Source organism: Epibacterium sp. Ofav1-8, assembly GCF_022348185.1.
Taxonomy (GTDB): domain Bacteria; phylum Pseudomonadota; class Alphaproteobacteria; order Rhodobacterales; family Rhodobacteraceae; genus Epibacterium.
This window is the reverse complement of the sequence record NZ_JAKRFD010000003.1, coordinates 264,776-287,750: the sequence shown is the minus strand read 5'-3', so window position 1 is coordinate 287,750 and position 22,975 is coordinate 264,776. Positions and strand designations below refer to the sequence as shown.

General features: G+C 63.0%; 20 protein-coding genes and 1 tRNA gene. 12 read left to right on the top strand and 9 right to left on the bottom strand.

What is annotated here, in order from left to right:
• Positions 1–121 precede the first annotated feature (121 nt).
• The 5 genes from MHM97_RS06645 to MHM97_RS06625 form a co-directional block, all read right to left on the bottom strand.
• Positions 122–724, bottom strand: coding sequence for a DNA-3-methyladenine glycosylase I (locus tag MHM97_RS06645; RefSeq protein ID WP_239320998.1), 603 nt, complete (start codon positions 722–724; stop codon positions 122–124).
• Positions 721–1,008, bottom strand: coding sequence for a YciI family protein (locus tag MHM97_RS06640; protein WP_239321412.1), 288 nt, complete (start codon positions 1,006–1,008; stop codon positions 721–723). The genes MHM97_RS06645 and MHM97_RS06640 overlap by 4 nt, the downstream gene beginning before the upstream one ends.
• A 23-nt stretch (positions 1,009–1,031) precedes the next feature.
• The gene (locus MHM97_RS06635; RefSeq protein ID WP_239320996.1) at positions 1,032–1,613 is read right to left on the bottom strand and encodes a TetR/AcrR family transcriptional regulator; all 582 of its coding nucleotides are present in this window, start codon (positions 1,611–1,613) and stop codon (positions 1,032–1,034) included.
• Positions 1,614–1,700: 87 nt separating this feature from the next.
• Positions 1,701–2,501, bottom strand: coding sequence for an aminoglycoside phosphotransferase family protein (locus tag MHM97_RS06630; protein WP_239320993.1), 801 nt, complete (start codon positions 2,499–2,501; stop codon positions 1,701–1,703).
• A 31-nt stretch (positions 2,502–2,532) separates the two neighbouring features.
• Complete coding sequence (locus MHM97_RS06625; protein ID WP_239320990.1) at positions 2,533–2,985, bottom strand: nucleoside deaminase; 453 nt, start codon at positions 2,983–2,985, stop codon at positions 2,533–2,535.
• 102 nt (positions 2,986–3,087) lie between these two features.
• On the opposite strand from MHM97_RS06625, the gene MHM97_RS06620 reads away from it, so the two are divergent.
• The 12 genes from MHM97_RS06620 (at position 3,088) to MHM97_RS06565 (ending at position 17,499) form a co-directional block, all read left to right on the top strand.
• On the top strand, positions 3,088–4,236 hold the full coding sequence (locus tag MHM97_RS06620) for a pseudouridine synthase (protein ID WP_370645683.1): 1,149 nt from the start codon (positions 3,088–3,090) through the stop codon (positions 4,234–4,236).
• A gap of 164 nt (positions 4,237–4,400) precedes the next feature.
• Positions 4,401–5,309 (top strand): 5-bromo-4-chloroindolyl phosphate hydrolysis family protein, encoded by a 909-nt coding sequence (locus MHM97_RS06615; RefSeq protein ID WP_239320984.1) that lies wholly within the window; start codon positions 4,401–4,403, stop codon positions 5,307–5,309.
• A gap of 21 nt (positions 5,310–5,330) precedes the next feature.
• Positions 5,331–6,521 carry a toxic anion resistance protein gene (locus MHM97_RS06610; protein WP_239320982.1) on the top strand — a complete coding sequence of 397 codons (1,191 nt, stop codon included), beginning with the start codon at positions 5,331–5,333 and terminating at the stop codon, positions 6,519–6,521.
• Positions 6,522–6,531: 10 nt separating this feature from the next.
• Positions 6,532–7,485: a DUF2927 domain-containing protein gene (locus MHM97_RS06605; protein WP_239320980.1), complete on the top strand. Its 954-nt coding sequence runs from the start codon at positions 6,532–6,534 to the stop codon at positions 7,483–7,485.
• Positions 7,486–7,796: 311 nt separating this feature from the next.
• Positions 7,797–8,987 carry an SPFH domain-containing protein gene (locus tag MHM97_RS06600; RefSeq protein WP_239320977.1) on the top strand — a complete coding sequence of 397 codons (1,191 nt, stop codon included), beginning with the start codon at positions 7,797–7,799 and terminating at the stop codon, positions 8,985–8,987.
• Positions 8,988–9,096: 109 nt separating this feature from the next.
• The gene (locus MHM97_RS06595) at positions 9,097–10,230 is read left to right on the top strand and encodes a TFIIB-type zinc finger domain-containing protein (protein ID WP_370645681.1); all 1,134 of its coding nucleotides are present in this window, start codon (positions 9,097–9,099) and stop codon (positions 10,228–10,230) included.
• A gap of 559 nt (positions 10,231–10,789) precedes the next feature.
• Positions 10,790–11,251: a D-aminoacyl-tRNA deacylase gene (gene dtd / locus MHM97_RS06590; RefSeq protein WP_239320974.1), complete on the top strand. Its 462-nt coding sequence runs from the start codon at positions 10,790–10,792 to the stop codon at positions 11,249–11,251.
• A gap of 191 nt (positions 11,252–11,442) precedes the next feature.
• Positions 11,443–13,026 (top strand): ABC transporter substrate-binding protein, encoded by a 1,584-nt coding sequence (locus tag MHM97_RS06585; RefSeq protein WP_239320971.1) that lies wholly within the window; start codon positions 11,443–11,445, stop codon positions 13,024–13,026.
• A gap of 1 nt (position 13,027) precedes the next feature.
• Positions 13,028–13,984 (top strand): ABC transporter permease, encoded by a 957-nt coding sequence (locus tag MHM97_RS06580; protein ID WP_239320968.1) that lies wholly within the window; start codon positions 13,028–13,030, stop codon positions 13,982–13,984.
• Positions 13,981–14,796: an ABC transporter permease gene (locus MHM97_RS06575; RefSeq protein WP_239320965.1), complete on the top strand. Its 816-nt coding sequence runs from the start codon at positions 13,981–13,983 to the stop codon at positions 14,794–14,796. The genes MHM97_RS06580 and MHM97_RS06575 overlap by 4 nt, the downstream gene beginning before the upstream one ends.
• A complete protein-coding gene (locus MHM97_RS06570) occupies positions 14,793–16,430 on the top strand; it encodes an ABC transporter ATP-binding protein (RefSeq protein WP_239320963.1) in 1,638 nt (545 codons plus the stop codon). Before MHM97_RS06575 ends, MHM97_RS06570 begins: the two co-directional genes overlap by 4 nt.
• Before the next feature lie 232 nt (positions 16,431–16,662).
• On the top strand, positions 16,663–17,499 hold the full coding sequence (locus tag MHM97_RS06565) for an alkaline phosphatase family protein (RefSeq protein ID WP_239320960.1): 837 nt from the start codon (positions 16,663–16,665) through the stop codon (positions 17,497–17,499).
• 242 nt (positions 17,500–17,741) lie between these two features.
• Here MHM97_RS06565 and MHM97_RS06560 read toward each other — a convergent pair whose 3' ends face one another.
• The 4 genes from MHM97_RS06560 to MHM97_RS06545 form a co-directional block, all read right to left on the bottom strand.
• Positions 17,742–18,671 (bottom strand): alpha/beta hydrolase, encoded by a 930-nt coding sequence (locus MHM97_RS06560; RefSeq protein WP_239320957.1) that lies wholly within the window; start codon positions 18,669–18,671, stop codon positions 17,742–17,744.
• A gap of 137 nt (positions 18,672–18,808) precedes the next feature.
• On the bottom strand, positions 18,809–20,695 hold the full coding sequence (locus tag MHM97_RS06555) for an acyl-CoA synthetase (RefSeq protein ID WP_239320954.1): 1,887 nt from the start codon (positions 20,693–20,695) through the stop codon (positions 18,809–18,811).
• Between the two features lie 197 nt (positions 20,696–20,892).
• Positions 20,893–22,695, bottom strand: coding sequence for an ABC transporter transmembrane domain-containing protein (locus tag MHM97_RS06550; RefSeq protein ID WP_239320951.1), 1,803 nt, complete (start codon positions 22,693–22,695; stop codon positions 20,893–20,895).
• A 179-nt stretch (positions 22,696–22,874) separates the two neighbouring features.
• Positions 22,875–22,948 (bottom strand) — tRNA-Gly (locus tag MHM97_RS06545).
• Between the last annotated feature and the right edge of the window lie 27 nt (positions 22,949–22,975).

Below are 22,975 nucleotides of genomic sequence, written 5' to 3'. Positions count from 1 at the left end.
CTTTGCCCAAAGCGAAATCCCTCAAACCCGGCAGTCGCATGGTACCCCCTCTTTTTTGCGGGGGCTGTCGTAAATTTGCGCGGCCATCTGCAGTTTCAGGCCAATGGTCACAGGCCAATCGTCAGAGGGGAACCGAAAACGCCTGGCGCGCCTCAGCCGCCAGCGGGCGACAGTAGCAGCCCTCGGCGTGATCGTTGACCAGCCCCATCGCCTGCATAAAGGCAAAACAGGTGGTTGGTCCGACGAATTTCCAGCCCCGTTTTTTCAAGTCCTTCGACAGCGCGACTGACTCTGGGCAGGTGGAAACGGTCTGCGGCTCCGGGGGTGTCTTGACCTCGTAACGCCAGAAAAATGCGGCCAGAGATCCCGCGCTGGCTTCCAGTTCGACCGCGCGCGCGACATTGTTAATGACCGCCTCGATCTTGCCGCGATGACGGATGATGCCCGCGTCCTGCAACAATGCGGCGACTTTCTCCTGGCCATACCCCGCCATCCTGTGATAGTCGAAGCCGTCGAAGGCGGCGCGAAAGTTCTCGCGTTTTGACAGGATGGTGCGCCAACTGAGGCCGGACTGGAAACTCTCCAGACAAATCTTCTCAAACAGCCGCCGGTCGTCCCCCACCGGAAAGCCCCACTCCGCATCGTGGTAGGCATCAAACTCCGGTGCCGTGGCCGACCATGCACAGCGCTGCCGGCCATCCGTGCTCGTGACAACGCGGCTCATCCGGCCACCTTCAGGAACCCCAGCCGCGCATCGGTGCGCGTGGGCGTAAATCCGGTAATCTCAGCCGTTACAATGCCCTCTCGCACAAAAGGGTCTGCCGCCACCCGCGCCTCCAAGGCGTCGCGATCTTCGCCGAAAGCAAGGATCGCGCCCCCTGCGCCATCGTCCAGAGAGCCTGCCGCAAGAAAAATCCCATCGGAAAACCCCTGCGCCAGCCATGCTTTATGCGCCTCCATAGCTTCTCCGGCGCGGGTCTTCTCTTTGGTGAATTTTAAAAAGATCACAAACAAGGCGACCCTCCCTCGTGTTATGAATACTCTGTGGGTTGCGCCGCGATTTGCTGTGCCACCCAATCCGTCATCTGCGCGACCTCCGCCTCGATCAGCGCCTCATCGCCAAAGGCCTGAGCCAGCGCTGCGACGCCCTGACTGCGGCCCATCAGATGCGTGGCAAGCGCCCTGGCGTCGCGCTCTACACCGGCGCTGCGAAATTGCACCGCGAGCCAGTCGATAAAGAGTGTGAACAGCTCCGCCGCGCGTGCTTGGGCGATGTGTTCGAGCTTTGAAAGTTCGCTCACCAATGTGCCCACCGGGCAGCCCCATGACATGATCTTGGCGCGGTTGCGGATCAGGATGCGAATGAAACAGGTGATGCGCGCCAGCGGCGTGTCGCCCTCGGCCTCCCACGCGGTCAGCATCGCGGCTGTGCGCGACAGGCGCAGGTCGATCACCGCATCCAGGATCTCGTCCTTTGTCTTGAAATGATAGTAGAAATTGCCGCGCGACAGCCCCAGGGGCGCAGCAATATCGGCCAGCGAGGTGGCCTCATACCCACGCTCATAAAACAGCACATCGGCCTGTTCGACGATCCGCTCTCTCGTGCTGGGCATCGCCACTTCATCCTCGACTAAGACATAATACAGGCGCGAATATGACGATTAGGTCAGTTGTCCTAATGCCTAGTTAGGACAAGTGACCTAATCTGGCAAGCCCTTTTCAGCCACCCTCAGCATTTGGCGCAACAAGGCACGCTCTTCCGTGGCCTCCTGCCCGGACCAGAGCATTGAAAGCAACAGCTTGGCGATGGCCCATCTGAGCTGCTCCTGCGCGCCACATCCCGCCACACGCGCCCACGTGATCGCGCGGTGCCGGATCACCTGCGCATCCGCCGCAAAAGCGTGACACCCGCGCGGATGGCGGAACGCATTGGACAGTTCATACGCCCGCGGCCCCGCCAATCCCTTGGCATCAAAAGCCCGCAACCCCTGCGCAGTGTGAATGATATTATCGTGATGCAGATCACCGTGCAGGGCGACACTCTCAACCGCGCCGCGCTGCATCTGATCCAAACAGGCCCACGCTATGTCCTGCGCCTCACGCGCCTCAGACGCGGTAAAACAGGCATCCCGCAACGGCGCCATGATTTCGGCCACCGGCAGCAGCCCATCTGCGGAAACCTCTGCCGCAAACAACCGTGCGGCCACCTCGGTCAACCCGCGATCCGCGGCCTCCGGGTCCTGTGTACGCGCCAGTTCCCCAAGCGATGGCCCCTGAAGCCACTCCATCACCACTGCATCTGTTGACCGCGCAAACACCCGCACGGCCCCGGCGCCCTCGACACGCTCCAGATAGGCCAAGCCACTGGTTTCATTTCCCATATGCCCGGCGGGATAGTGTTTCAGCGCTGCCTGCGTGCCAGTTTTCTGCCGCACCCGCCAGACTATGGCGCGCGCGGTTTCAGCGACCAGTTCCGGCGCACTCAGTCCAAAGCGCCGCAACAGGTCTGTGTGTGGAGGGGGGGAGGCAGGCTCATCCGCGCCGTTTCGCAAAAAAGGCCCTCAACAACGCTTCTGACTGTGGTGCGGAAAATCCGTCATAAACCTCTGGCACATGGTGCGCTTGCGGATGGTCGAACACGCAGGCCCCGTGGGCCACGCCACCGGATTTCGGATCAGACGCGCCGTAGTACACCCGCGCGACGCGGGCGGCGGCGATGGCAGCGGCACACATGGCGCAGGGCTCCAGCGTCACATAGAGATCATGCCCCGTCAGCCGCTCACTGCCCAGTGCCGCGCAGCCCGCGCGGATCACCAGCACCTCGGCATGGGCGGTGGGATCGTTGAGTTCACGGGTTCGATTGCCTGCCCGCGCCACCACCTCGCCCGAGGGGCTGACCAGCACCGCACCCACCGGCACCTCACCACGCGCGGCGGCGGCCTGCGCCTCTTCCAGCGCCTCTGCCATGAAGGATCGAAACTCCATGTGTGCCTTGCCCCTTTCTGTCGCCAAACCGCCCGCACTACCGGCCGCGCACCCCTGCAATGGATGCTTTCGCCGCTCTCGCGAATAGGCTATGGCAGCGCCATGAGCAAGAAAACCCCATCCTCCCCCTCCGCGCATCGCGCAGCCAAAGGCGCCAGGCCACAGGCGAAACCCTCAGCGACGCCGCGCGGTCCCAAAGCCCCGCAGGCAAGCGCAGCAGGGGACGCGCGGCCCTCTGCAGAGGGCGACCGCATTGCCAAGGTGCTCTCGCGCGCCGGTGTGGCCTCGCGCCGTGAGGCGGAGCGGATGATTGCCGAGGGCCGCGTTGCGGTCAACGGCGCAGTGATCGACAGCCCGGCGCTTAATGTGACCGGCAGTGATCGCATCGTGGTGGATGGCAATCCCCTGCCCGAGGCCGAGGCCCCGCGCCTGTGGCTCTACTACAAACCCACCGGTCTGGTGACGACCAATTCGGACGAAAAAGGCCGCAGGACGATCTTTGACGAATTGCCCGAGGATCTGCCGCGGGTGATGACGGTCGGGCGTCTCGACCTCAATTCCGAAGGTCTGTTGCTGTTGACCAACGACGGCGGCGTCAAGCGCCAGTTGGAGCTGCCCTCCACCGGCTGGCTGCGCCGCTACCGGGTGCGCATCAATGGCCGACCGCAGGACCATGAATTCGATGTGCTGCGCAAAGGCGTGGTGATCGACGGCGAACGTTTCCAGCCGATGACCGTCAGCCTTGATCGTCAGCAGGGTGCCAATGCCTGGCTCACCATCGGGCTGCGCGAAGGCAAGAACCGCGAAATTCGCCGCGCCATGGAAGAGGTCGGATACCCGGTGAACCGGCTGCTGCGGATCTCTTACGGGCCTTTCCAGCTTGGCACGCTGAAGGAAGGCGAGGTCGAAGAACTGCGCCCGCGCGTGGTGCGCGACCAGCTGGGTCTGGCCGCCCCCGAGGGCGACGGTGAAGCCAAGAAAAAACCCACCCGCCCCGGACGTGGCCCGCGCAATCCCGGCGGAACCCCCGGCGCACAACCGGCAGGCAAAGGCGGCAGCGCCCCAAAGGGTCGCCCCACCGGCAAAGCGGCTGGCAAGGGCGCGGGCAAGGCATTTGCTGGCAAGACCTTCTCTGGCAAACCGTCCGGAGGCAAACCCGCAGGCGGCGCAGGTGCGGGCAAAGCCGGTGGCGCATCCGGCGGCAAATCAGCCCCCGGCCCGCGGCGATTTGGCAAAAAACCGCAGGGCTGAGCCCCCCGAAGCGGACTTCCCCCTAGCAGGCGCGCCTGCAATCCCCTAGGTTTCAACATGTTGGGGAAATCTTGGGGGCCAAAACGGTGCAAACCATCGCCTATGTCGCGTTGCTGATCCTGATGCTGGGCATCGGGACCGGTTGGATCGTCGGGGTCTGACGGATGGCACAGCGGTTTGGCGGCAAATTCAGCCCTTCAGCTCAGCACTCCACCCGCCCCGACGGGCGCTCCACAGGCAATTCCCGCATGATGGCCAGCGCACGGGTCAATCCCGTGGGGCTGCGTGCGAACCTGATGTTCGTGCCTGCGGCGATACTCATGCTGTTTTCACTGGGCGCTGGCGCCTCTGGTTTGGTCCTCGGACTGATCGGGGCTGGCCTCTGGGCCGCAGCCGCTGTGATGCTGCGCGAAGGGCTTAAGGCGCAAGCCGCCTATGAGGCGCGCAAAGTGGCGCGCCGCCCCGCCCTGCCCCGCAAGATCCTTGCCGGTCTGTTATGCGGCCTCGGCGGCGCAGTGGGCGCATGGTCCAGCGAGCCGGGCGTGATCACCGCCGCACTTTATGGTGTGGCTTGCCTCGGGCTGCATCTGGCCGCCTTCGGCATCGATCCCCTCAGCGACAAGGGCGTCGAGGGCGTCGACGAATTTCAAAGCTCCCGCGTGGCGCGTGTGGTGGATGAGGCCGAAACCCATCTGGCGGCGATGAAAGACGCGGTGCTGCGCGCCAAGGATCGTCAGGTGGAGCTGCGCGTAGACCAGTTTCAGGCGGTGGCACGCGATCTTTGCCGCACCGTCGAAGAAGACCCGCGCGATCTGACCGCCGCGCGCAAATATCTGACCGTCTATCTGCTTGGTGCGCGGGACGCGACGATCAAGTTCGCCGACATCTTTGCCCGCAGCGGCAATGTTGAGGCACGCGCGGACTACCTCGCGCTGCTCGACGATCTGGAACAGAACTTCGCCGCCCGGAATGAAAAACTCCTGCTGGAGGACCGGGGCGATCTGAATATTGAAATTGATGTATTGCGCGCCCGGCTGGAGCGCGAAGGCGTCCAGCTGGACCGCCCCTCTTAACCTGACAGAAAGGCCTGGCCCATGTCCGAGACCATTCAGAAGAAAGCTGTGGAAGCCGAAACGCTGGTGAAGGAGGTGACGGATGTTGCCCTGCCCGAGCCCAAAGGCGAGCTTGCCACGCTGGAAGCTGCAGACCCGGAGACCTCCACCGCGATCCGCAAGCGCATTGACGAGATCGACATGGGCGACACCAATTCGATCATCTCCTTCGGCTCTGCCGCACAGGGCGAATTGCAGCAGATCAGCCAGGCGATGCTCACGGATGTGCGCAACAAGGATGTGGGCCCTGCCGGTGATTCCTTACGCGATATCGTCACCACCATCCGCGGCTTTTCGGTGTCGGAACTGGACGTGCGCCGCAAGCCGACCTTCTGGGAGCGTCTCCTGGGCCGCGCCGCGCCCTTTGCCAAGTTCACCGCCAAATATGAGACCGTGCAGGGCCAGATTGACAAGATCACCGACAGCCTCCTGGCGCATGAGCACACGCTGCTGAAAGACATCAAATCGCTTGATGTTCTCTATGAGAAGACGCTGGATTTCTACGACGAACTGGCGCTTTACATCGCGGCCGGTGAAGCCAAGCTGGCCGAGTTGGACGCCACCGAGATCCCCGCGCTGGAGGCCGCAGTTCAGGCTGCACCAGAGGATGATCAGGTCATCAAAGCGCAAGAGCTGCGCGATCTGCGCGCCGCCCGTGACGATCTGGAACGCCGCGTGCATGACCTGAAGCTCACCCGTCAGGTCACCATGCAGTCCCTGCCCTCCATTCGCCTCGTGCAGGAAAACGACAAATCGCTGGTCACCAAGATCAACTCGACATTGGTGAACACCGTGCCGCTCTGGGAAACCCAGCTGGCGCAGGCGGTGACCATCCAACGCTCTGCCGAAGCCGCAAATGCGGTGCGCGATGCCAACAACCTCACCAATGAGTTGCTGACCGCCAATGCCGCCAACCTGCGCGAGAGCAACAAGGTCATCCGCGAGGAAATGGAGCGCGGCGTCTTTGATATCGAGGCGGTCAAACAGGCCAATGCCGACCTGATCGGCACCATCGAGGAAAGCCTGCAAATCGCCGACGAGGGCAAACGCAAGCGCGCCGAAGCCGAGACAGAGCTGAAAAAGATGGAAACCGAGCTGCGCGACACATTGGCGGCGGCCAAGTCCCGCAAGGACGGGGTCGGCGACAATGCTGGCACCGCCGTGCCCAAGTGAGCCTGACCGCGTGAACCCTCGCGACAATACCAGAACCGGAGCGCGGCCACTGGGCGCGCTCCTTGCCTTGAGTGCCGCTCTGGCGCTTGGCGGCTGTCTGGCGCTTGCGCCCGGCCCCAAGGACACGCCGCGCCCGACCCCGCGCCCGGTTACGCCGGTCTATACCCCATCGGTGGAGGCGCAGACGCTCACCAAATACTATGCCGATCTGGAACAGGACCTGCTCACGCGCGGGCTCTTGCGGACGGATGGCGGCGGGCCGGAAACGCCCTACGATGCCGAAGATCTGGCGGAACGTTTTGAAACCCTTGCGTTTTACGATGAATACGCCAGCGTATCTGACGGCGGTGCCGGGGGCATGGGACGCTGGGAACAGCCCGTGCAGCTGGTGCCGGTCTTTGGGCCCTCGGTGACCAAAGCACAGGCCGAGAGAGACCGCGCTACCCTCACCGCCTATGCTGCGCGACTGGCCCGGATCACCGGTCATCCGGTCACGGTCGGCACCAGCGGCAACTTCACCGTGATCTTTGCCGGCATAGACGATGCCGATTTTGTCGAGGATAAGGTGCGCCGCCTGCTGCCCAACCTGTCCCCGGGTGACCTTGCGCTGTTTGCGACCCCGCCGCGCAAGTTCTATTGCCTCGTCTCTGCCGGGGGGCCACAGCGTGATCCGCTGAATTATGCCCGCGGCGTGGCGCTGATCCGGGCCGAACAGCCGGACCTGATGCGCGAGAGCTGTATCCACGAGGAAATCGCCCAGGGCCTTGGCCTGCGAAACGACAGCCCGAAGGCACGGCCCTCGATCTTTAACGACGACGATGAGTTTGCCCGCCTGACCAGCCATGACGAGAAACTGTTGCAGATGCTCTATGACCGCCGGTTGCGTGTCGGCATGAGCGCGGCGGAGGCCCGTCCCATCGTTCAGCGCATCGCAAGAGAGGTCATGGGAGGCCCAGGGACCTGACATGGATCACGCTTTTGGCCACTTGCCCGCCGTGGCGACAACCGGCTTGCGCGCCTATATACTGAGGACGCAGCCGGGCCGGGGTATGAACACGCAGCCGGGCGTTCGGGACTGTTGTCGTTGCATGGGGTCTGCCCCATCGCGTTTTGGAACACGGAGGAGCCACGCCATGGCGACATCATCGGGCATGCTGCGGAGAGACCGGCACCCGCCGCAAGCCCTTTACGCCGGTTGGGTCTCCGCTGCGCAACATCCCTCCGCCCTCTCAGCCATCCGCACACCAACCTCCGCAAACCAAAGAAGGTCAGCTCATGGGTATTTTTGACTTCCTCAAAGGCGAATTCATCGACGTCATCCATTGGACCGATGACACCCGCGACACCATGGTCATGCGGTTCGAGCGCGAAGGCCATGCGATTAAATACGGTGCCAAACTCACGGTCCGCGAGGGTCAGGCGGCGGTGTTTGTGCATGAAGGCCAGCTGGCGGATGTGTTCACGCCCGGGCTCTATATGCTCGAGACCAACAACATGCCGGTGATGACGACGCTGCAGCACTGGGACCACGGTTTCCAGTCGCCGTTCAAATCCGAGATCTACTTTGTCGCGACAACGCGGTTCAATGACCTCAAATGGGGCACCAAGAACCCGATCATGTGCCGCGACCCGGAGTTCGGCCCGGTGCGCCTGCGCGCCTTCGGCACCTATTCGGTGCGAGTGGTGGACCCGGCGCGGTTCCTGACCGAGATTGTCGGCACCGATGGTGAGTTCACCATGGACGAGATCTCTTACCAGATCCGCAATATCATCGTGCAGGAGTTCTCTCGCGCGATTGCAAGCTCCGGCATTCCGGTGCTTGATATGGCCGCCAACACCGCCGATCTGGGCAAGCTGGTCGCCGCCGAGATCGGCCCCGTTGTGGCTGAATACGGCCTCTCGATCCCTGAGCTATATGTGGAGAATATCTCCCTGCCGCCGGCGGTGGAGCAGGCGATGGACAAGCGCACCCAGATGGGCATCATCGGAGATCTGGGCCGCTATACCCAGTTCAAGGCCGCCGAAGCGATGGAAGCCGCCGCCACGACCCCCAACAGCGGCATGGGCGCTGGCCTCGGCATGGGGATGGGCATGGCGATGGCACAGCAGATGGGTCAGACCTTGCACCAGGCGCAGTCCCCGGCGGCAGCGGGTCAGACCTCCGGTCCCTGGGGCGCACGGCCCGCACCCGCTGCCTCGCAAGCGCCTGCGCAGGCCGCACCGATGGCCCCGCCGCCACCGCCGGTGGAACATGTCTGGCACATTGCGGAAAACGGTCAGACCTCCGGCCCCTACTCCAAGGCCCGCATGGGACGCATGGCCCAAGAAGGCCAGCTTACCCGCGACACCCATGTCTGGACACCGGGTCAGGACGGCTGGATGCGCGCGGGCGACGTGACCGAACTGGCACAGCTGTTCACCATCCTCCCCCCGCCTCCTCCGCCGCCGCCACCTGCGGACAGCTGAACCTCGCGCTACAAGGCCCTAAGGTCGGGCGCACTGACGCCCGCCCCTCTTATATCTGCGCCCTGCCCCCTTCCCGTGACCAAACCTGTGTTCAAAGAGCCCGCTTGACGTGACCCAGACACCGCCGCCCCCGCCCGCACTGGACGCAGCCCCGCAACAGGCCGAGGAAACCCATCGTTTTCCCTGCGAGCAATGTGGTGCGGACTACCGTTTTGCCCCCGCCGAGGGCGCGTTGATCTGTGATCACTGCGGTCACCAGAAAGACCTGGTTGAAAGCCCATGGGGCGGTGGTGCGCTGAAGGAGCTCGATTTCCTCAAGGCCCTGCGCGAACAACTTCCCGCTGCCGAGATGGAAGTGACGCGCGTCTCCTCCTGCCCCAATTGCGCCGCGCAGGTGGAGTTCGACCCCTCGGTGCATGCGCTGGAGTGCCCCTTCTGCGCGACCCCGGTGGTGGCGGACACCGGCGAGAATCGCCATATCAAACCCAAGGGGGTGCTGCCCTTTCAGTTTGACGAACGCGCCGCGCATCAGGCGATGGAGGACTGGCTCGGCGGGCTGTGGTTTGCGCCCAACGGTCTCAAGGACTACGCCCGCAAAGGGCGCAAGATGGATGGGATCTATGTCCCCTACTGGACCTATGACGCCCAGACCCGCAGCCAATACAGTGGCCAGCGCGGCACGGAATATACGGTCAACCGCACCGTGATGGTCGATGGCAAACCGCAGGTGCGCACCGAAATCCGCGTGCGCTGGTCCAATGTGCGCGGGCGCGTGCAGCGGTTCTTTGACGACGTGTTGGTGCTGGCTTCCAAGAGCCTGCCGCGCAAATATACCGAAGGGCTGGAGCCCTGGGATCTGTCGCAGCTTGCCCCCTATCAGCCCAAGTATCTGGCTGGCTTCCGGGCCGAGGCCTATACAGTCGACCTTGAGACAGGCTTTGCCGATGCGCGCCAGAAAATGGACCGGGTTATCGAACGCGACATCAAATTCGACATCGGCGGCGACCGCCAGCGGATCAGTTCGGTCGATACCGACGTCAGCGCGGTGACCTTCAAACATGTGCTGCTGCCGGTCTGGATGGCGGCCTATAAATACCGTGGCCAAAGCTATCGCTTTGTCGTCAACGGCCAGTCCGGCCGCGTTCAGGGCGAACGCCCCTATTCCGCGTGGAAGATCGCCGGCGCCTTGGTGCTCGGCCTGATCGTCGCGGCAGGCGTGGCCTATCTCGCATCGCAAAGCTGACCCCCAGACGACCCGGCCGGCGCAGGGCCCACAACCGGACACATCCGCTCCGCCCCCGGTCTCGGGCGCGCGCCTCGTCATGTCCGCTGCGAATCCGACAGCATCCCCGAGGGTGGGTGCCGAGCTTCGGAACAGGATCGGGATGCAGCCGTAAGGATCTGAATTACATATATATTTTTGAAACCACCCCTCTCGACCGACGCCGACATGGCTTATTTCCGACACCTGCTTGCGTTTTCACGACCTCGACGGCATGTTGCGCCAAACCCCGGGAGAGATCGGACATTGCCCAACAGCACCTTGAGCGCGCCAGATCGGACCGCCCCTTTACCCTGGCAGACGGTTCACAACCGCCGCCGTGAGGGCCATGGTAAAGACGGGGAGCGTGGGCGATGACCGCAGGCAATGCACGATCCGCGCGCCGACAGCCGCAGAAGGCGGTCCTTTCGGCGCCACAACGGACGAGAATCGCGACGGCCACGCCAGCAGCTGCCTGTGTCGGGCGCGGTCATCGGACATCACGCCACGATGCGGGGACAGGCCCGCAGGAAGGAGCCCCATGCGCGCCCTCTTGCAACGTGTGAGCGCGGCCAGCGTCACCATCGACTCGGCCATCACCGGCGAGATCGAATCCGGTCTTCTGGTGCTGGTCTGCGCGATGCAGGGCGACAGCGAGGCCGAGGCCGCACAGCTGGCGCATAAAATTTCACGCCTGAGGATCTTTCGCGATGAGGCAGGCAAGATGAACCGCTCGGTGGCGGATGTCCACGGTGCGGTACTGGTGGTCAGCCAGTTCACCCTTGCCGCCGACACCCGCAGCGGCACACGACCCGGTTTTTCCAAAGCCGCGTCACCAACAGAAGGAGAACGGCTCTATCATTGTTTTTGCGAGAACATCCGGGCGACAGGAGTGCCCGTGGAGACCGGCAAATTCGGAGCAGACATGAAAGTTTCACTTGTGAATGACGGTCCTGTTACAGTTTGGCTGGACACCGAGGATCGTCCCAGCAAGACGAAGTGACCGGGCCCCGGCCCGTCCACGCCGGATTTAGACGCGTTACCAGGTTCAAAGCTGGCCTGCGGCATGTGTGATCACAAAGCCTGCGCGAAATTTCTGGCAATATTTCTTGCCCCACTGCGCCAAATCGGCAAATCTTGATTCACCATTCAAGAAATCGGGGCTCACCCGAAACCTCGACAGGGAGACGACGAATGAACAATCATCTGAAACACCTCGCACGGGAAGCCGCGCTTGGCCGCATGGGCCGCCGTGAATTCCTCGGCCGCGCTGCGGCGCTGGGTGTCACCGCACTGGGGGCCAACACGCTGCTGGCCTCTGCCGTGAAGGCCGCCGGCCCGCAACAGGGCGGCACCATCAAGGTCGGTCTGCAAGGCGGCTCCACCACCGACAGCATGGATCCGGCGCTGGCGACCAACCAGGTTGCACTGTCCGTGATCCGTCTGTGGGGGGAACCGCTGGTGGAACTGGGCGAAGACGGCGGTCTCGAAGGTATGGTCGCCGAGAGCTTCGAAGCCTCTGCCGACGCCAAGACCTGGACCTTCAAGATCCGCTCCGGCATCACCTTCTCCAACGGCCAGCCGGTCACCGCCGAAGACGTGGTGGCAACCATGGAGCGCCACTCCGGCGAGGACACCAAGTCCGGCGCGCTTGGCATCATGCGCTCCATCACCAATGTGAAGGCCGATGGCAACACGGTGGTGTTCGAACTGGACAACCCCAACGCCGACCTGCCCTATCTGCTGACCGACTACCACCTGGTGATCCAGCCCAAAGGCGGCATGGATGATCCCACCGCAGCGATCGGCACCGGCCCCTACGTGATGAAGTCCGTGGACATGGGCGTGCGCTTTGTGGCCGAAAAGAACCCGAACTACTGGGGCGATCTCGGCAACGCGGGCACCATCGAATATGTGGTCATCAACGACAACACCGCCCGCGTCGCAGCCTTGCAGGCCGGTCAGGTGGACATGATCGACCGGGTGCCGCCGCGCACCGCGAAACTGGTCGACCGTGCCCCCAATATCACCGTGCATTCCACCGCGGGTCCGGGTCACTACGTGTTCATCGCCCATTGCAACACCGACCCCTTTGCCAACAACGACGTCCGTCTGGCGCTGAAGTACGGCATCAACCGTCAGGAAATGGTCGACAAGATCCTGAACGGCTTTGGCTCGGTGGGCAACGACACCCCGATCAACGCCTCCTACCCGCTGTTCACCCAGCTGGAGCAGCGTGAGTACGATCCCGACAAGGCCAAGTTCCACATGGAAAAATCGGGCTATGACGGCTCGATCCTGCTGCGTACATCGGACAACTCCTTCCCCGGGGCACCGGATGCGGCGGCGTTGTTCCAGCAATCGCTGGCAGCCGCGGGCATCACCCTCGACATCAAGCGCGAGCCCAACGACGGCTACTGGTCCGAGGTCTGGAACAAGCAGCCGTTCTGCACCTCCTACTGGGGCGGGCGTCCGACCCAGGACCAGATGTTCACCACCGCCTACCTCTCGACGGCGGACTGGAACGACACCCGGTTCAACAACGAGCAGTTCGACCAGATGCTGATCGCCGCCCGCGGCGAGCTGGACGAGGCCAAGCGCACCCAGATGTATGCGGACATGTCCACCATGGTGCGCAACGAAGGCGGCCTGATCTGCCCGATGTTCAACGACTTTGTCGACGCGACATCCGACCGGATCGACGGCTGGAAAGACGGCGTCAAAGGCCATGCGCTGATGAACGCCTATGCCCCGCTGAAGATGTGGGTCAAAGCCTGATATGAATCCGGTTGTAAAACTTCTGGCTCAGCGCATTGCGCTGAGCCTCCTCCTGCTGTTGATGATCTCGGTGCTGATCTTTGCCGGTACCATGATCCTGCCGGGAGATGTGGCCCAATCCATCCTTGGACAATCCGCAACCCCCGAGGCGCTGGCCAATCTGCGCGCCGAGCTGGGACTGAATGATCCGCCTGTCACCCGCTACTTCCAATGGCTGTTCGGCGCCATTCAGGGTGATCTGGGCACGGCGCTGACCTCCGGGCAGGACATTACCTCTGCCATCAGCTCGCGCCTGTCGAACACGCTGTTTCTTGCCTTCTGGGCGGCGGTCATCGCCGTGCCGCTGGCGATTTTCCTCGGCCTTCTGGCGGTGCGCTACAAGGACCGCTGGCCCGACAAGCTGATCTCCGCCGTGACCCTGGCGTCGATCTCGATCCCCGAATTCCTGATCGGCTACGTCCTGATGTATCTGATCGCCGTAAAACTGCGCTGGTTCCCCTCCGTTGCGATGATCAACGACGGCATGAACCTGTGGCAGAAGCTCAATTCCATCGCCCTGCCTGTTGCGGTGCTGACGCTCGTGGTGCTTGCCCACATGATGCGGATGACCCGTGCAGCGATCCTCAACGTGATGCAGTCCGCCTATATCGAGACCGCTGAACTGAAAGGGCTTTCGACCTTCAAGGTGATCTGGCGCCATGCCTTTCCGAACTCGGTTGCCCCGATCGTGAACGTGGTGATGCTGAACCTTGCCTATCTGGTCGTCGGTGTCGTGGTGATCGAAGTGGTCTTCGTCTATCCCGGCATGGGGCAATATCTGGTGGATCACGTGTCCAAACGCGACGTTCCGGTGGTGCAGGCCTGCGGCCTGATCTTTGCCGCCGTCTATATCGGCCTCAACATGATTGCCGATATCGTCTCGATCCTGTCGAACCCGCGTCTGAGGCACCCGAAATGAAGAATATCCCCGTATCCGCTCTGATCGGGCTGTTTTTCACGGCCCTTTACTTCCTCGGCGCGATCTTTGCGCCGCTCCTGGCCCCCTATGGCATGGCCGAAGTGGTCGGCGACGTCTGGGAGCCCTCCAGCGCCGACTATCTTCTGGGCACCGACAATATCGGGCGCGATCTGTTGTCGCGCATGATCTACGGCGGTCGCACCACCATCTTTATCGCCACCGTGGCGACCATCATCTCCTTCACCACCGGCTCCGTCCTCGGCATCTTTGCCGCGGTGGCGGGCGGCTGGGTGGATCAGATGCTGTCGCGCTTTGTCGATCTCATCATGTCGATCCCGACGCTGATCTTTGCCCTTGTGGTGCTGTCGGTGACGCCGGTGACCGTGCCGATGCTGATCCTGGTGATGGGGCTTTTGGATTCCACCCGCGTGTTCCGTCTGGCCCGCGCCGTTGCCGTCGATATCGAGGTGATGGACTATGTGGAGGCGGCCCGTCTGCGCGGCGAGAAAACCGCCTGGATCATCTTCCGCGAGATCCTGCCCAATGCGCTGTCGCCGCTGGTGGCAGAGATGGGTCTGCGCTTCATCTTCATGGTGCTCTTTGTCTCCACCCTGTCCTTCCTGGGTCTGGGCGTGCAGCCTCCTGAGGCAGACTGGGGCGGCATCGTGAAAGAAAACAAGGACGGTATCGTCTACGGCGTCCCCGCCGCCCTGATCCCCGCCTTCGCCATCGCAACGCTTGCGATCTCGGTGAACCTGGTGGCGGACTGGATCCTGAACCGTACCACATCGCTGAAAGGAGGCCGGGGATGAGCGAACCACTCCTGAAGGTCCGCGACCTGAAAATCGGCGCCACGGTTTATCCGCCGGGCGAGAAACCCCATGACATCGAGATCGTGCATGGCGTCAGCTTTGACCTGATGCCGGGCAAGGTGCTGGGTCTGATCGGTGAATCCGGCGCGGGCAAATCCACCATTGGTCTGTCGTCCATGGCCTATGGCCGCGGCGGCGTGAAGATCACCGGCGGCGAGGTCTGGGTCAACGGACGCGATATCCTCAAGTCCAAACTGGGCGATATCCGCAAGCTGCGGGGCGGCGAGGTGACCTATGTGTCGCAATCGGCGGCCGCCTCCTTCAATCCGGCCAAGACCATCATGGAACAGGTGGTCGAGGCCTCGGTCGAGCAGGGAAAATTCTCCCGCAAGAATGCCGAGGCCCGTGCGCGGGCGCTGTTTGACAAGCTGGGCCTGCCCGATCCGGACAATATCGGCAGCCGCTATCCGCACCAGGTCTCCGGCGGCCAGTTGCAGCGCTGCATGACAGCACTTGCGCTGTGCCCGGAACCGGATCTGGTGGTCTTTGACGAGCCCACCACGGCGCTGGATGTGACCACGCAGATCGACGTTCTGATGGCGATCAAGGAAGCGATCCGCGACACCGGTGTGGCGGCGCTTTATATCACCCACGATCTCGCGGTGGTGGCGCAGGTGTCGGATGACATCATGGTGCTGCGCCATGGCGAAACCGTGGAATATGGCGACGTCAACCAGATCATCAACGAACCGCAGGAAGAGTACACCCAGGCGCTGGTGTCGGTGCGCTCCATCGACCACGAGGAAAAGGCCCCAACGGAAGAACCGGTGCTGTCGGTGCGCAATATCACCGCGCGCTACAAGGGCACCAAGTTCGATGTGCTGCACAACGTGAACGTCGATCTTTACCCCGGCCAGACACTTGCCGTGGTGGGCGAGTCCGGCTCGGGCAAGTCGACGCTGGCGCGGGTCATCACCGGTCTGCTGCCACCGCGCGAGGGCGAGATCTACTTTGCCGGGCGCACGCTCACGCCGGACTTCAACCACCGCAGCCGCGAGGATCTGCGTGAGTTGCAGATGATCTACCAGATGGCGGATGTGGCGATGAACCCGCGCCAGACCGTGGGCACCATCATCGGCCGCCCGCTGGAGTTCTACTTCGGCCTCAAGGGGGCGGAGAAGAAAAAGCGGATCGTGGAGCTTCTGGACGAGATCGAACTCGGCGAGAAATTCATCGACCGCTATCCGGCAGAGCTGTCGGGCGGGCAGAAACAGCGTGTCTGCATCGCACGGGCGCTGGCGGCCAAGCCCAAGATGATCATCTGCGACGAGGTCACCTCGGCGCTGGATCCGCTGGTTGCGGACGGCATCCTGAAGCTGTTGCTGAACCTGCAAAAGATCGAGGATGTGGCCTATCTCTTCATCACCCACGATCTGGCGACGGTGAAGGCGATCTCCGACAACATCGCGGTGATGTACAAGGGCAAGGTGCAACGCTATGGCGGCAAGACGCAGGTGCTGACCCCGCCCTTTGATGATTACACCGACCTTCTGCTCAGCTCCGTACCAGAGATGAAACTGGGCTGGCTCGAAGAGGTCATCGCCAATCGCAAGATGGAGAGCGCGGGCAATTGATGCCAGAGTGAACCAAGAGGACAGCGCCCGAGCCTAGGGTGGGCGTGAAGCGCCCTCCCTGGGGGAGGGTCGGGCGCTGTCCGGCCTTGCGGCCGAACAAAACCTCCCCCTCTCACGCTTCGCTCCTTCGCGATTTTGACAGGCCAAGCCCCGGTCCTCGCCGCCCGCTGATCCCGGTCAGCTACCGCCTTTACCGGAACCAATCATCCACTCCCAGCCCAGGACCTCTCCCATGGACCGCAAACTCCTGCTCATCATTCTTGATGGCGTGCCCTACCGCAATTTCCGTCGCCTGTTTGGCAACCTCGAAGGCTGGGTTGCCTCTGGCGAGGCCCGCGTCTGGAAACACCGCGCGGTGCTGCCCTCGATCTCGGCCAGTTGCTATGCCTCGATCCACACCGGGGTCAGCCCGCAGGAACATGGCTGCACCGGCAACGGCAATGTCTTTCGCCTCAACCACGACGACGTGTTTTCACAAGTGCGCAAAGGCGGCGGCACCACGGGCGCCGTGGCGCATAGCTTCTGGTCGGAGTTCTTCAACCGCTCCCCCTTCGATTATGTGCGCGACATCGAATATGACGAGCCAGAAAGCGCCACCATCAACCATGGCCGGTTTCATTCGATGACGGGCTATGGCCACGACAACCAGATGACGCCCTCGGATGTGGATCTCTTTGCCACGCTCACCAACCTCTGCGGGCGCTTCGATCTCGATTACGGCATGTTGCACACCTGCACGCTGGACAGCATGGGGCACCGGTTCTTTCACGAAAGCGCCGAGATGGACAAAGCCTGCTTTGTCATGGACGAGATGCTCGCACCCTTCATCCCGCGCTGGCGTGCCATGGGCTATGAGGTGATCGTGACCGCAGATCACGGCCAGGACGACCGCGGCCACCACGGCGGACGCCATCCGCTGCAACAGGAAACCGCGCTCTATTACTTTGGCGACGGCGAGGGCCCCGGCGAAGGCGATGTGATCGACCAGCTGCAACTGGCCCCCAGCATCCTGTCCCGCCTCGGCGCACCGGTCGCCGATACGATGAAGGCCACGCCCTTTCTGCGCTGACAGCCCGAGCGGCGCCTGACCCCCCTCGTGGCCGCCACACGGATGGCCACGATCTCGGCCCTGCTGAGCGGCGTCGGCGAATGGGCAGAGAGCAGCAGATCAAACGCCATCGCCCAGACAAGCCCGGAATAATCCAGCGCGGCTGCCAAAGACCGCGATGCCCCGCAGAAAACCCGCTTGAGACGCCGAAGGGGAGGTCGCAGTCCTCGTCGCTTCGCTCAACCTACCGGCACTCGGTGGCCCTATTCGTCGTAGGGCCAGATTTCCTGCCCAAGCCCCTCGATCGCCAGAACGATCCGCTCGAAACTGTCCCGGGCTCTGCCCACGCTGTGACGGGCGCGCAGGTAGCCGTGCACCAGCCCGGCCTCGTTGATCCACTCCGCCTGACCGCCCGCCTTGCGAATGGCATCGCGGTAGGCGCCACAATCATCGCGCAGGGGATCGCAGTCCGCAGAGAACATCACCGTGGGCGGCAGGCCGGAAAAGTCGCGATCCTGGAGCGGCGCATAGGTCGGATCGCCCGCCGGTTCGGTGCCACCAGACCGCACACCCGCATAGAATTTGACATCTTCGAGCGTCAACATCGGCGCCTGGGCATGCTCGCGATAGGACGGCAGGCTGTGATCGCCGCCAAGGCCCGGATAGATCAGCACCTGTCCCAGCACCACATCGAGCCGACCGCGCGCATGATGCGCCACGCAAGCGCTCAGCATGCCGCCGGCACTGTCGCCCGCCAGCACCACGCCGCCCTCGTCATAGGTTTCCGCAATCCATTCCAGCACCGTCCAGGCATCGTCGAACTGCGCCGGGTGCTGGTTTTCGGGAGCAAGCCGGTAGTCCACGGACACCACGCGATAGCCGGTCTGTTCACAGATTTCGGCACAGACATCATCGTGGCTGTTGAGATCGCCGACAACAAAGCCTCCGCCATGGCAGTACATGACCGTGCGGGTGGGATCACCGGCCTGATAGATACGCACCGAGACCGTGCGGACCGTCCGCTCGGTAACCTCCACAACCTCCGCCCGGGGTTTACGGAACGCCGCCGCCATCTTGTTGTAGACCTCGCGCTGTTCGTCGATGCCGAGGGCCACGGAATCCTCCGGATAGTGGCGGCCCGTCTCCCGGATGAAGGTCCAGGTTTCCTCGTCAATCAGCTTTTCGTAGTCCATGTCCTCACCGTGGCTGGTGTCGCGTCCCAGAAAGCCTAGGACCGCAGCCCCACGATGAAAATGGCAAAATGAAAAAAGCACGCCGGACGCGGCGTGCTTTTCTCTGTCACAGCGCCATGCGGCGCGCAGGCGGCACCCTATGCCTCGGCCTGCTCCCAGGGGCGGGTGAAGGCGCCCAGCACATTGCCGACATCCTCGGACGCGCATCCGTTCAGGCTGACCTGCGCGACCAGACCGCGTTTCTTGTCGTCGAGGACCGAACTGACCCGGGCAGGCAGGCCAGCGGCCTCCAACGCGCCATCGTAGATGCGAATGATCGCATGCCGCCGCAAGTCCGGCTTGAACACTTTGCCCACCGCGGTTTTGGGCAATTCCGGCAGGATTGTCAGGTGCTTGGGGATCGCGGCCCGTTCATGGATGTGACGCTTGCAATAGGCCAGCAACTCCTCCTCGGTCACCGTGGCACCGTCCACCAGCTCGACAAAGGCGCAGGGCAATTCACCCGAATGGGCATCCGGCTGGCCAATGGCACCGGCAAAAGCCACCGCGTCATGGCCCAGCAGCGCCTCTTCGATCTCTGCCGGGTCGATATTGTGACCGCCGCGAATGATCAGATCCTTGGCGCGGCCGGTGATCCAGAGGTAGCCGTCGCTGTCCACCCGCCCCAGATCGCCGGTGCGCAGGTATTTCTCCTGATAGTAGAGGTCCACGTTCTTGTCGGCCTCGGTATAGGTGTGGCCGGGGAACACGCCGGGCGTATAGACGCAGATCTCGCCGATCTCGTCGCAGCCACATTCCGTCAGCCCGTCCGGCGTGCCCTTCACGATCTTCACATCGGAATAGGGGAAGGGAATGCCGATCGATCCGACCTTTTTCTCCCCCTCCACCGGGTTGCAGGATACAAGACAGGTCGCCTCGGTCAGGCCATAGCCCTCCACCAGCGTGACTCCGGTGGCCTTTTCAAAACGGCGGAACAGCTCCAGCGGCAAGGGAGCAGAGCCGGAAAACGCGGTCTTGATGGTGGAGACATCCGCATCCACCGGGCGCTGCATCTTGGCCGAGATCGCTGTTGGCACGGTGATGATAAAGGTGATCTTCCAGCGTTCGCAGAGCTTCCAGAAATTGTCGAACACCCCCTCGCCGCGATAGCCCTGCGGGGTCGGGAACACCACATGCGCACCAGATGCAACAGCGGCCATGACGATCACATGGCAGGCAAAGACATGGAACAGCGGCAGCGGACACATGATGTTGTCCTCTTCGGTGAAGAGGAGCGTATGACCGAGCCAGCCGTTGTAGATCATCCCTTGATAGGTGTGCTGCGCCACCTTGGGCATGCCGGTGGTGCCGCCGGTGTGGAAATAGCAGGCCACCCGGTCGCCGTCGCTGTCGGGAAAGGTCAGCTCGGTCGGCTGTTTCGCCATTTCCTTGCGAAAACACTTGTAGTCCGCATGGGCATGCGCCTTGTTCACCTTGGGCCGGATCAGCGGCACGATCCAGGATTTCGGCGGCGTCAGATAGCGGTTGAGATCGACCTCCAGCACGGTCTTGACGCTGGGGGCATGGGCCACCGCCTCGGCCACCTTCTGCGGCACGTCGGTCTTGGGAAAGCCCTTGAGCGTCACCACAACCTTGGCGCCGGTCTCGCGCAGGATGGACGCGATCTGCTCGGGTTCCAGCAGCGGGTTGATCGGGTTGACGATCCCCGCCACGGCCCCGCCGAGCATGGTAATCAGCGTCTCGTTGGCATTGGGCAGCACATAGGCGACCACGTCCTTTTCCCCGATCCCGAGGGACCGGAACAGGTTTGCGGCCTGGGTGGTCTTGTCCTTCAGCTCGCGCCAGGTCAGCGTCTCCGCCTTGTCGGTCGGGCCGGACAGGATCTGATAGCTCACCGCCTTGTTGTTCGGGAAATTCCCCGCCGTGCGTGACAGGAGCCCATAGAGCGTTTTGGGCACATCCCGGTCCGCCCATGCGCATTCCTGTTCGATCGCCGCGACATCCGCGGTCGTTGCAAAAGCCATATTTCTCCTCCCCTAGCCCGTTCCTCGGATCTTGATTGTTCCTCACCGGATACGATGATTGCAATTGCATCAGCGTGCAAGCGACACGGGCGGTTCACGTAAAGGAAGCTCATTTGTGACGCTACGCCATTTGCCGCCGACATAGGTCAGGACACCGCCCTGCCCTGCCCTGCCCGCACATGGACCTGCGCAGGACGTCAGGCGACCGCGGCCCCATCGGTGAATTGCAGGCGCGCCAGACGCGCATAGAGCCCACCTTCGGCCACAAGACTGTCGTGGCTGCCGACGGCGACGATACGGCCCTGATCCATCACCACGATCCGATCAGCCTGTTTGACGGTCGCCAGCCGGTGGGCCACCACGATGGTGGTGCGATCCCGGCTCAGATCCTCAAACGCGGCCTGCACCAGACGTTCACTCTCCGCATCGAGCGCCGAGGTCGCCTCGTCCAGCAACAGCACCGGCGCGTCGCGCAGGATGGCGCGGGCAATGGCGATGCGCTGCTTCTGCCCGCCCGACAGCATCACGCCGCGTTCGCCCACATAGGCATCATACCCTTCGGGCAGCTTCATGATGAAGTCATGCGCGGCGGCAGCCCGTGCGGCGGCCTCGACCTCGGCATCGGTGGCATCCGGGCGCCCAAAGCGGATATTGTCACGCGCCGTGGCGGCAAAGATCACCGGATCCTGCGGCACCATCGCCACATGGCGGCGGAAGTCCTGACGCGACAGGGCGTTCAGCGGCACCCCGTCCAACCGGACCTCGCCGGATTGCGGGTCATAGAACCGCTGGATCATCTGGATGATCGTGGTCTTGCCCGCCCCGGACGGGCCGACAAAGGCCACGGTTTCGCCGGGATGAATGGTCAGATCGACGCGGTCCAGCGCCGAGACATCCGGCCGCGACGGATAGGTGAAGGACACGTTGTCGAACCGCAATTCGCCGCGCACCGGCTCTGGCAGGGTCTGTGCCGACATCGGGTCGGTGACGCTGTCCTCGGCCTGCAACAGCTCGACCAGCCGTTCGGTGGCCCCCGCCGCGCGTTGCAACTCGCTCCAGATCTCGGACAGGGCCGCAACCGAGCCAGCCACCATCACCGCATAGATCACGAACTGCACCAATGCGCCTTCGGACATGTCGCCAAAGCGCACGTCGTTGGCGCCGATCCACAGCACGCCGACAACACCGGCAAAGACCAGAAAGATCACGATCACCGTGAGCCAGGCGCGCGTCTGGATGCGGCGACGCGAGACGTCATAAGCGGTTTCGGTCATCTCTGCAAAATGCTGACGGCTGAGATCCTCGTGGGTGAAGGCCTGAACGGTCTGCACCGCCCCCAGCGCCTCGCCCGCATTGCCCGAGGAGGCGGCGATCCAGTCCTGGTTCTCCTTGGAAATCGCCCGCAGGCGGCGGCCCAGAAACAAGATCGGGACAATCACCGCCGGTACGATCAGCAACACCAGCGCCGTCAGCTTGGCCGATGTCAGCAGCATCAGCACCAGCCCGCCCGCAAAGATCAGGAGATTGCGCAGCGCGACAGAGGCCGAAGAGCCCAGCACCGACTGGATCAGCGTGGTGTCGGTGGTGATCCGGCTCAGAACCTCGCCGGTCATGATTCGCTCGAAAAAGGCCGGGCTCATGCCGATGATGCGGTCGAACACCGCCTTGCGGATGTCCGCCACCACCCGTTCGCCCAGTTTGGTCACCAGCGCGTAGCGCAGCCCGGTGCCAAAGGCCAGCAGCGCCGCCATCACCATCGCCGCGGTGAAATACTGGTTCAACAGCGCCGCATCCGTGATCCGGAAATTGTCGACCACCCGGCGCACCGCCAGCGGCAGGGACAGAGACACGCCCGCGGTCAGCGTCAGCGCCGCCAGCGCCGCAAGGATCATCCCCCGATAGGGCCGCATGAAGGGCCAAAGCGCCTTAAGAACGCCAATCCGGCGAGAGCTCTCGCGATCTTCGTTGCCGCCTGAGGTTTGCACCGCACGTCGTGCCATGAGGGCTCCTTTGCTCGCCAATCTTCGTCTGGCGCGCACAGCGCCCGTCCCGCCCCGTGTCATGGCCCCGCGCCACTGGCAGGTCAAGGCTGCATTGGCCGCTAAACTGGGTAGTATCGCCGCAGTTGCGCAATACAAGCAGTTGAAGCAACAGGTCTTTTTATCGGCTGGGAAAGAATTGGAGCGGGTAGCGGGAATCGAACCCGCACCTTAAGCTTGGAAGGCTCTTATGATACCATTTCACCATACCCGCTTCGTATCGTGTGATGTATGTGAAGGT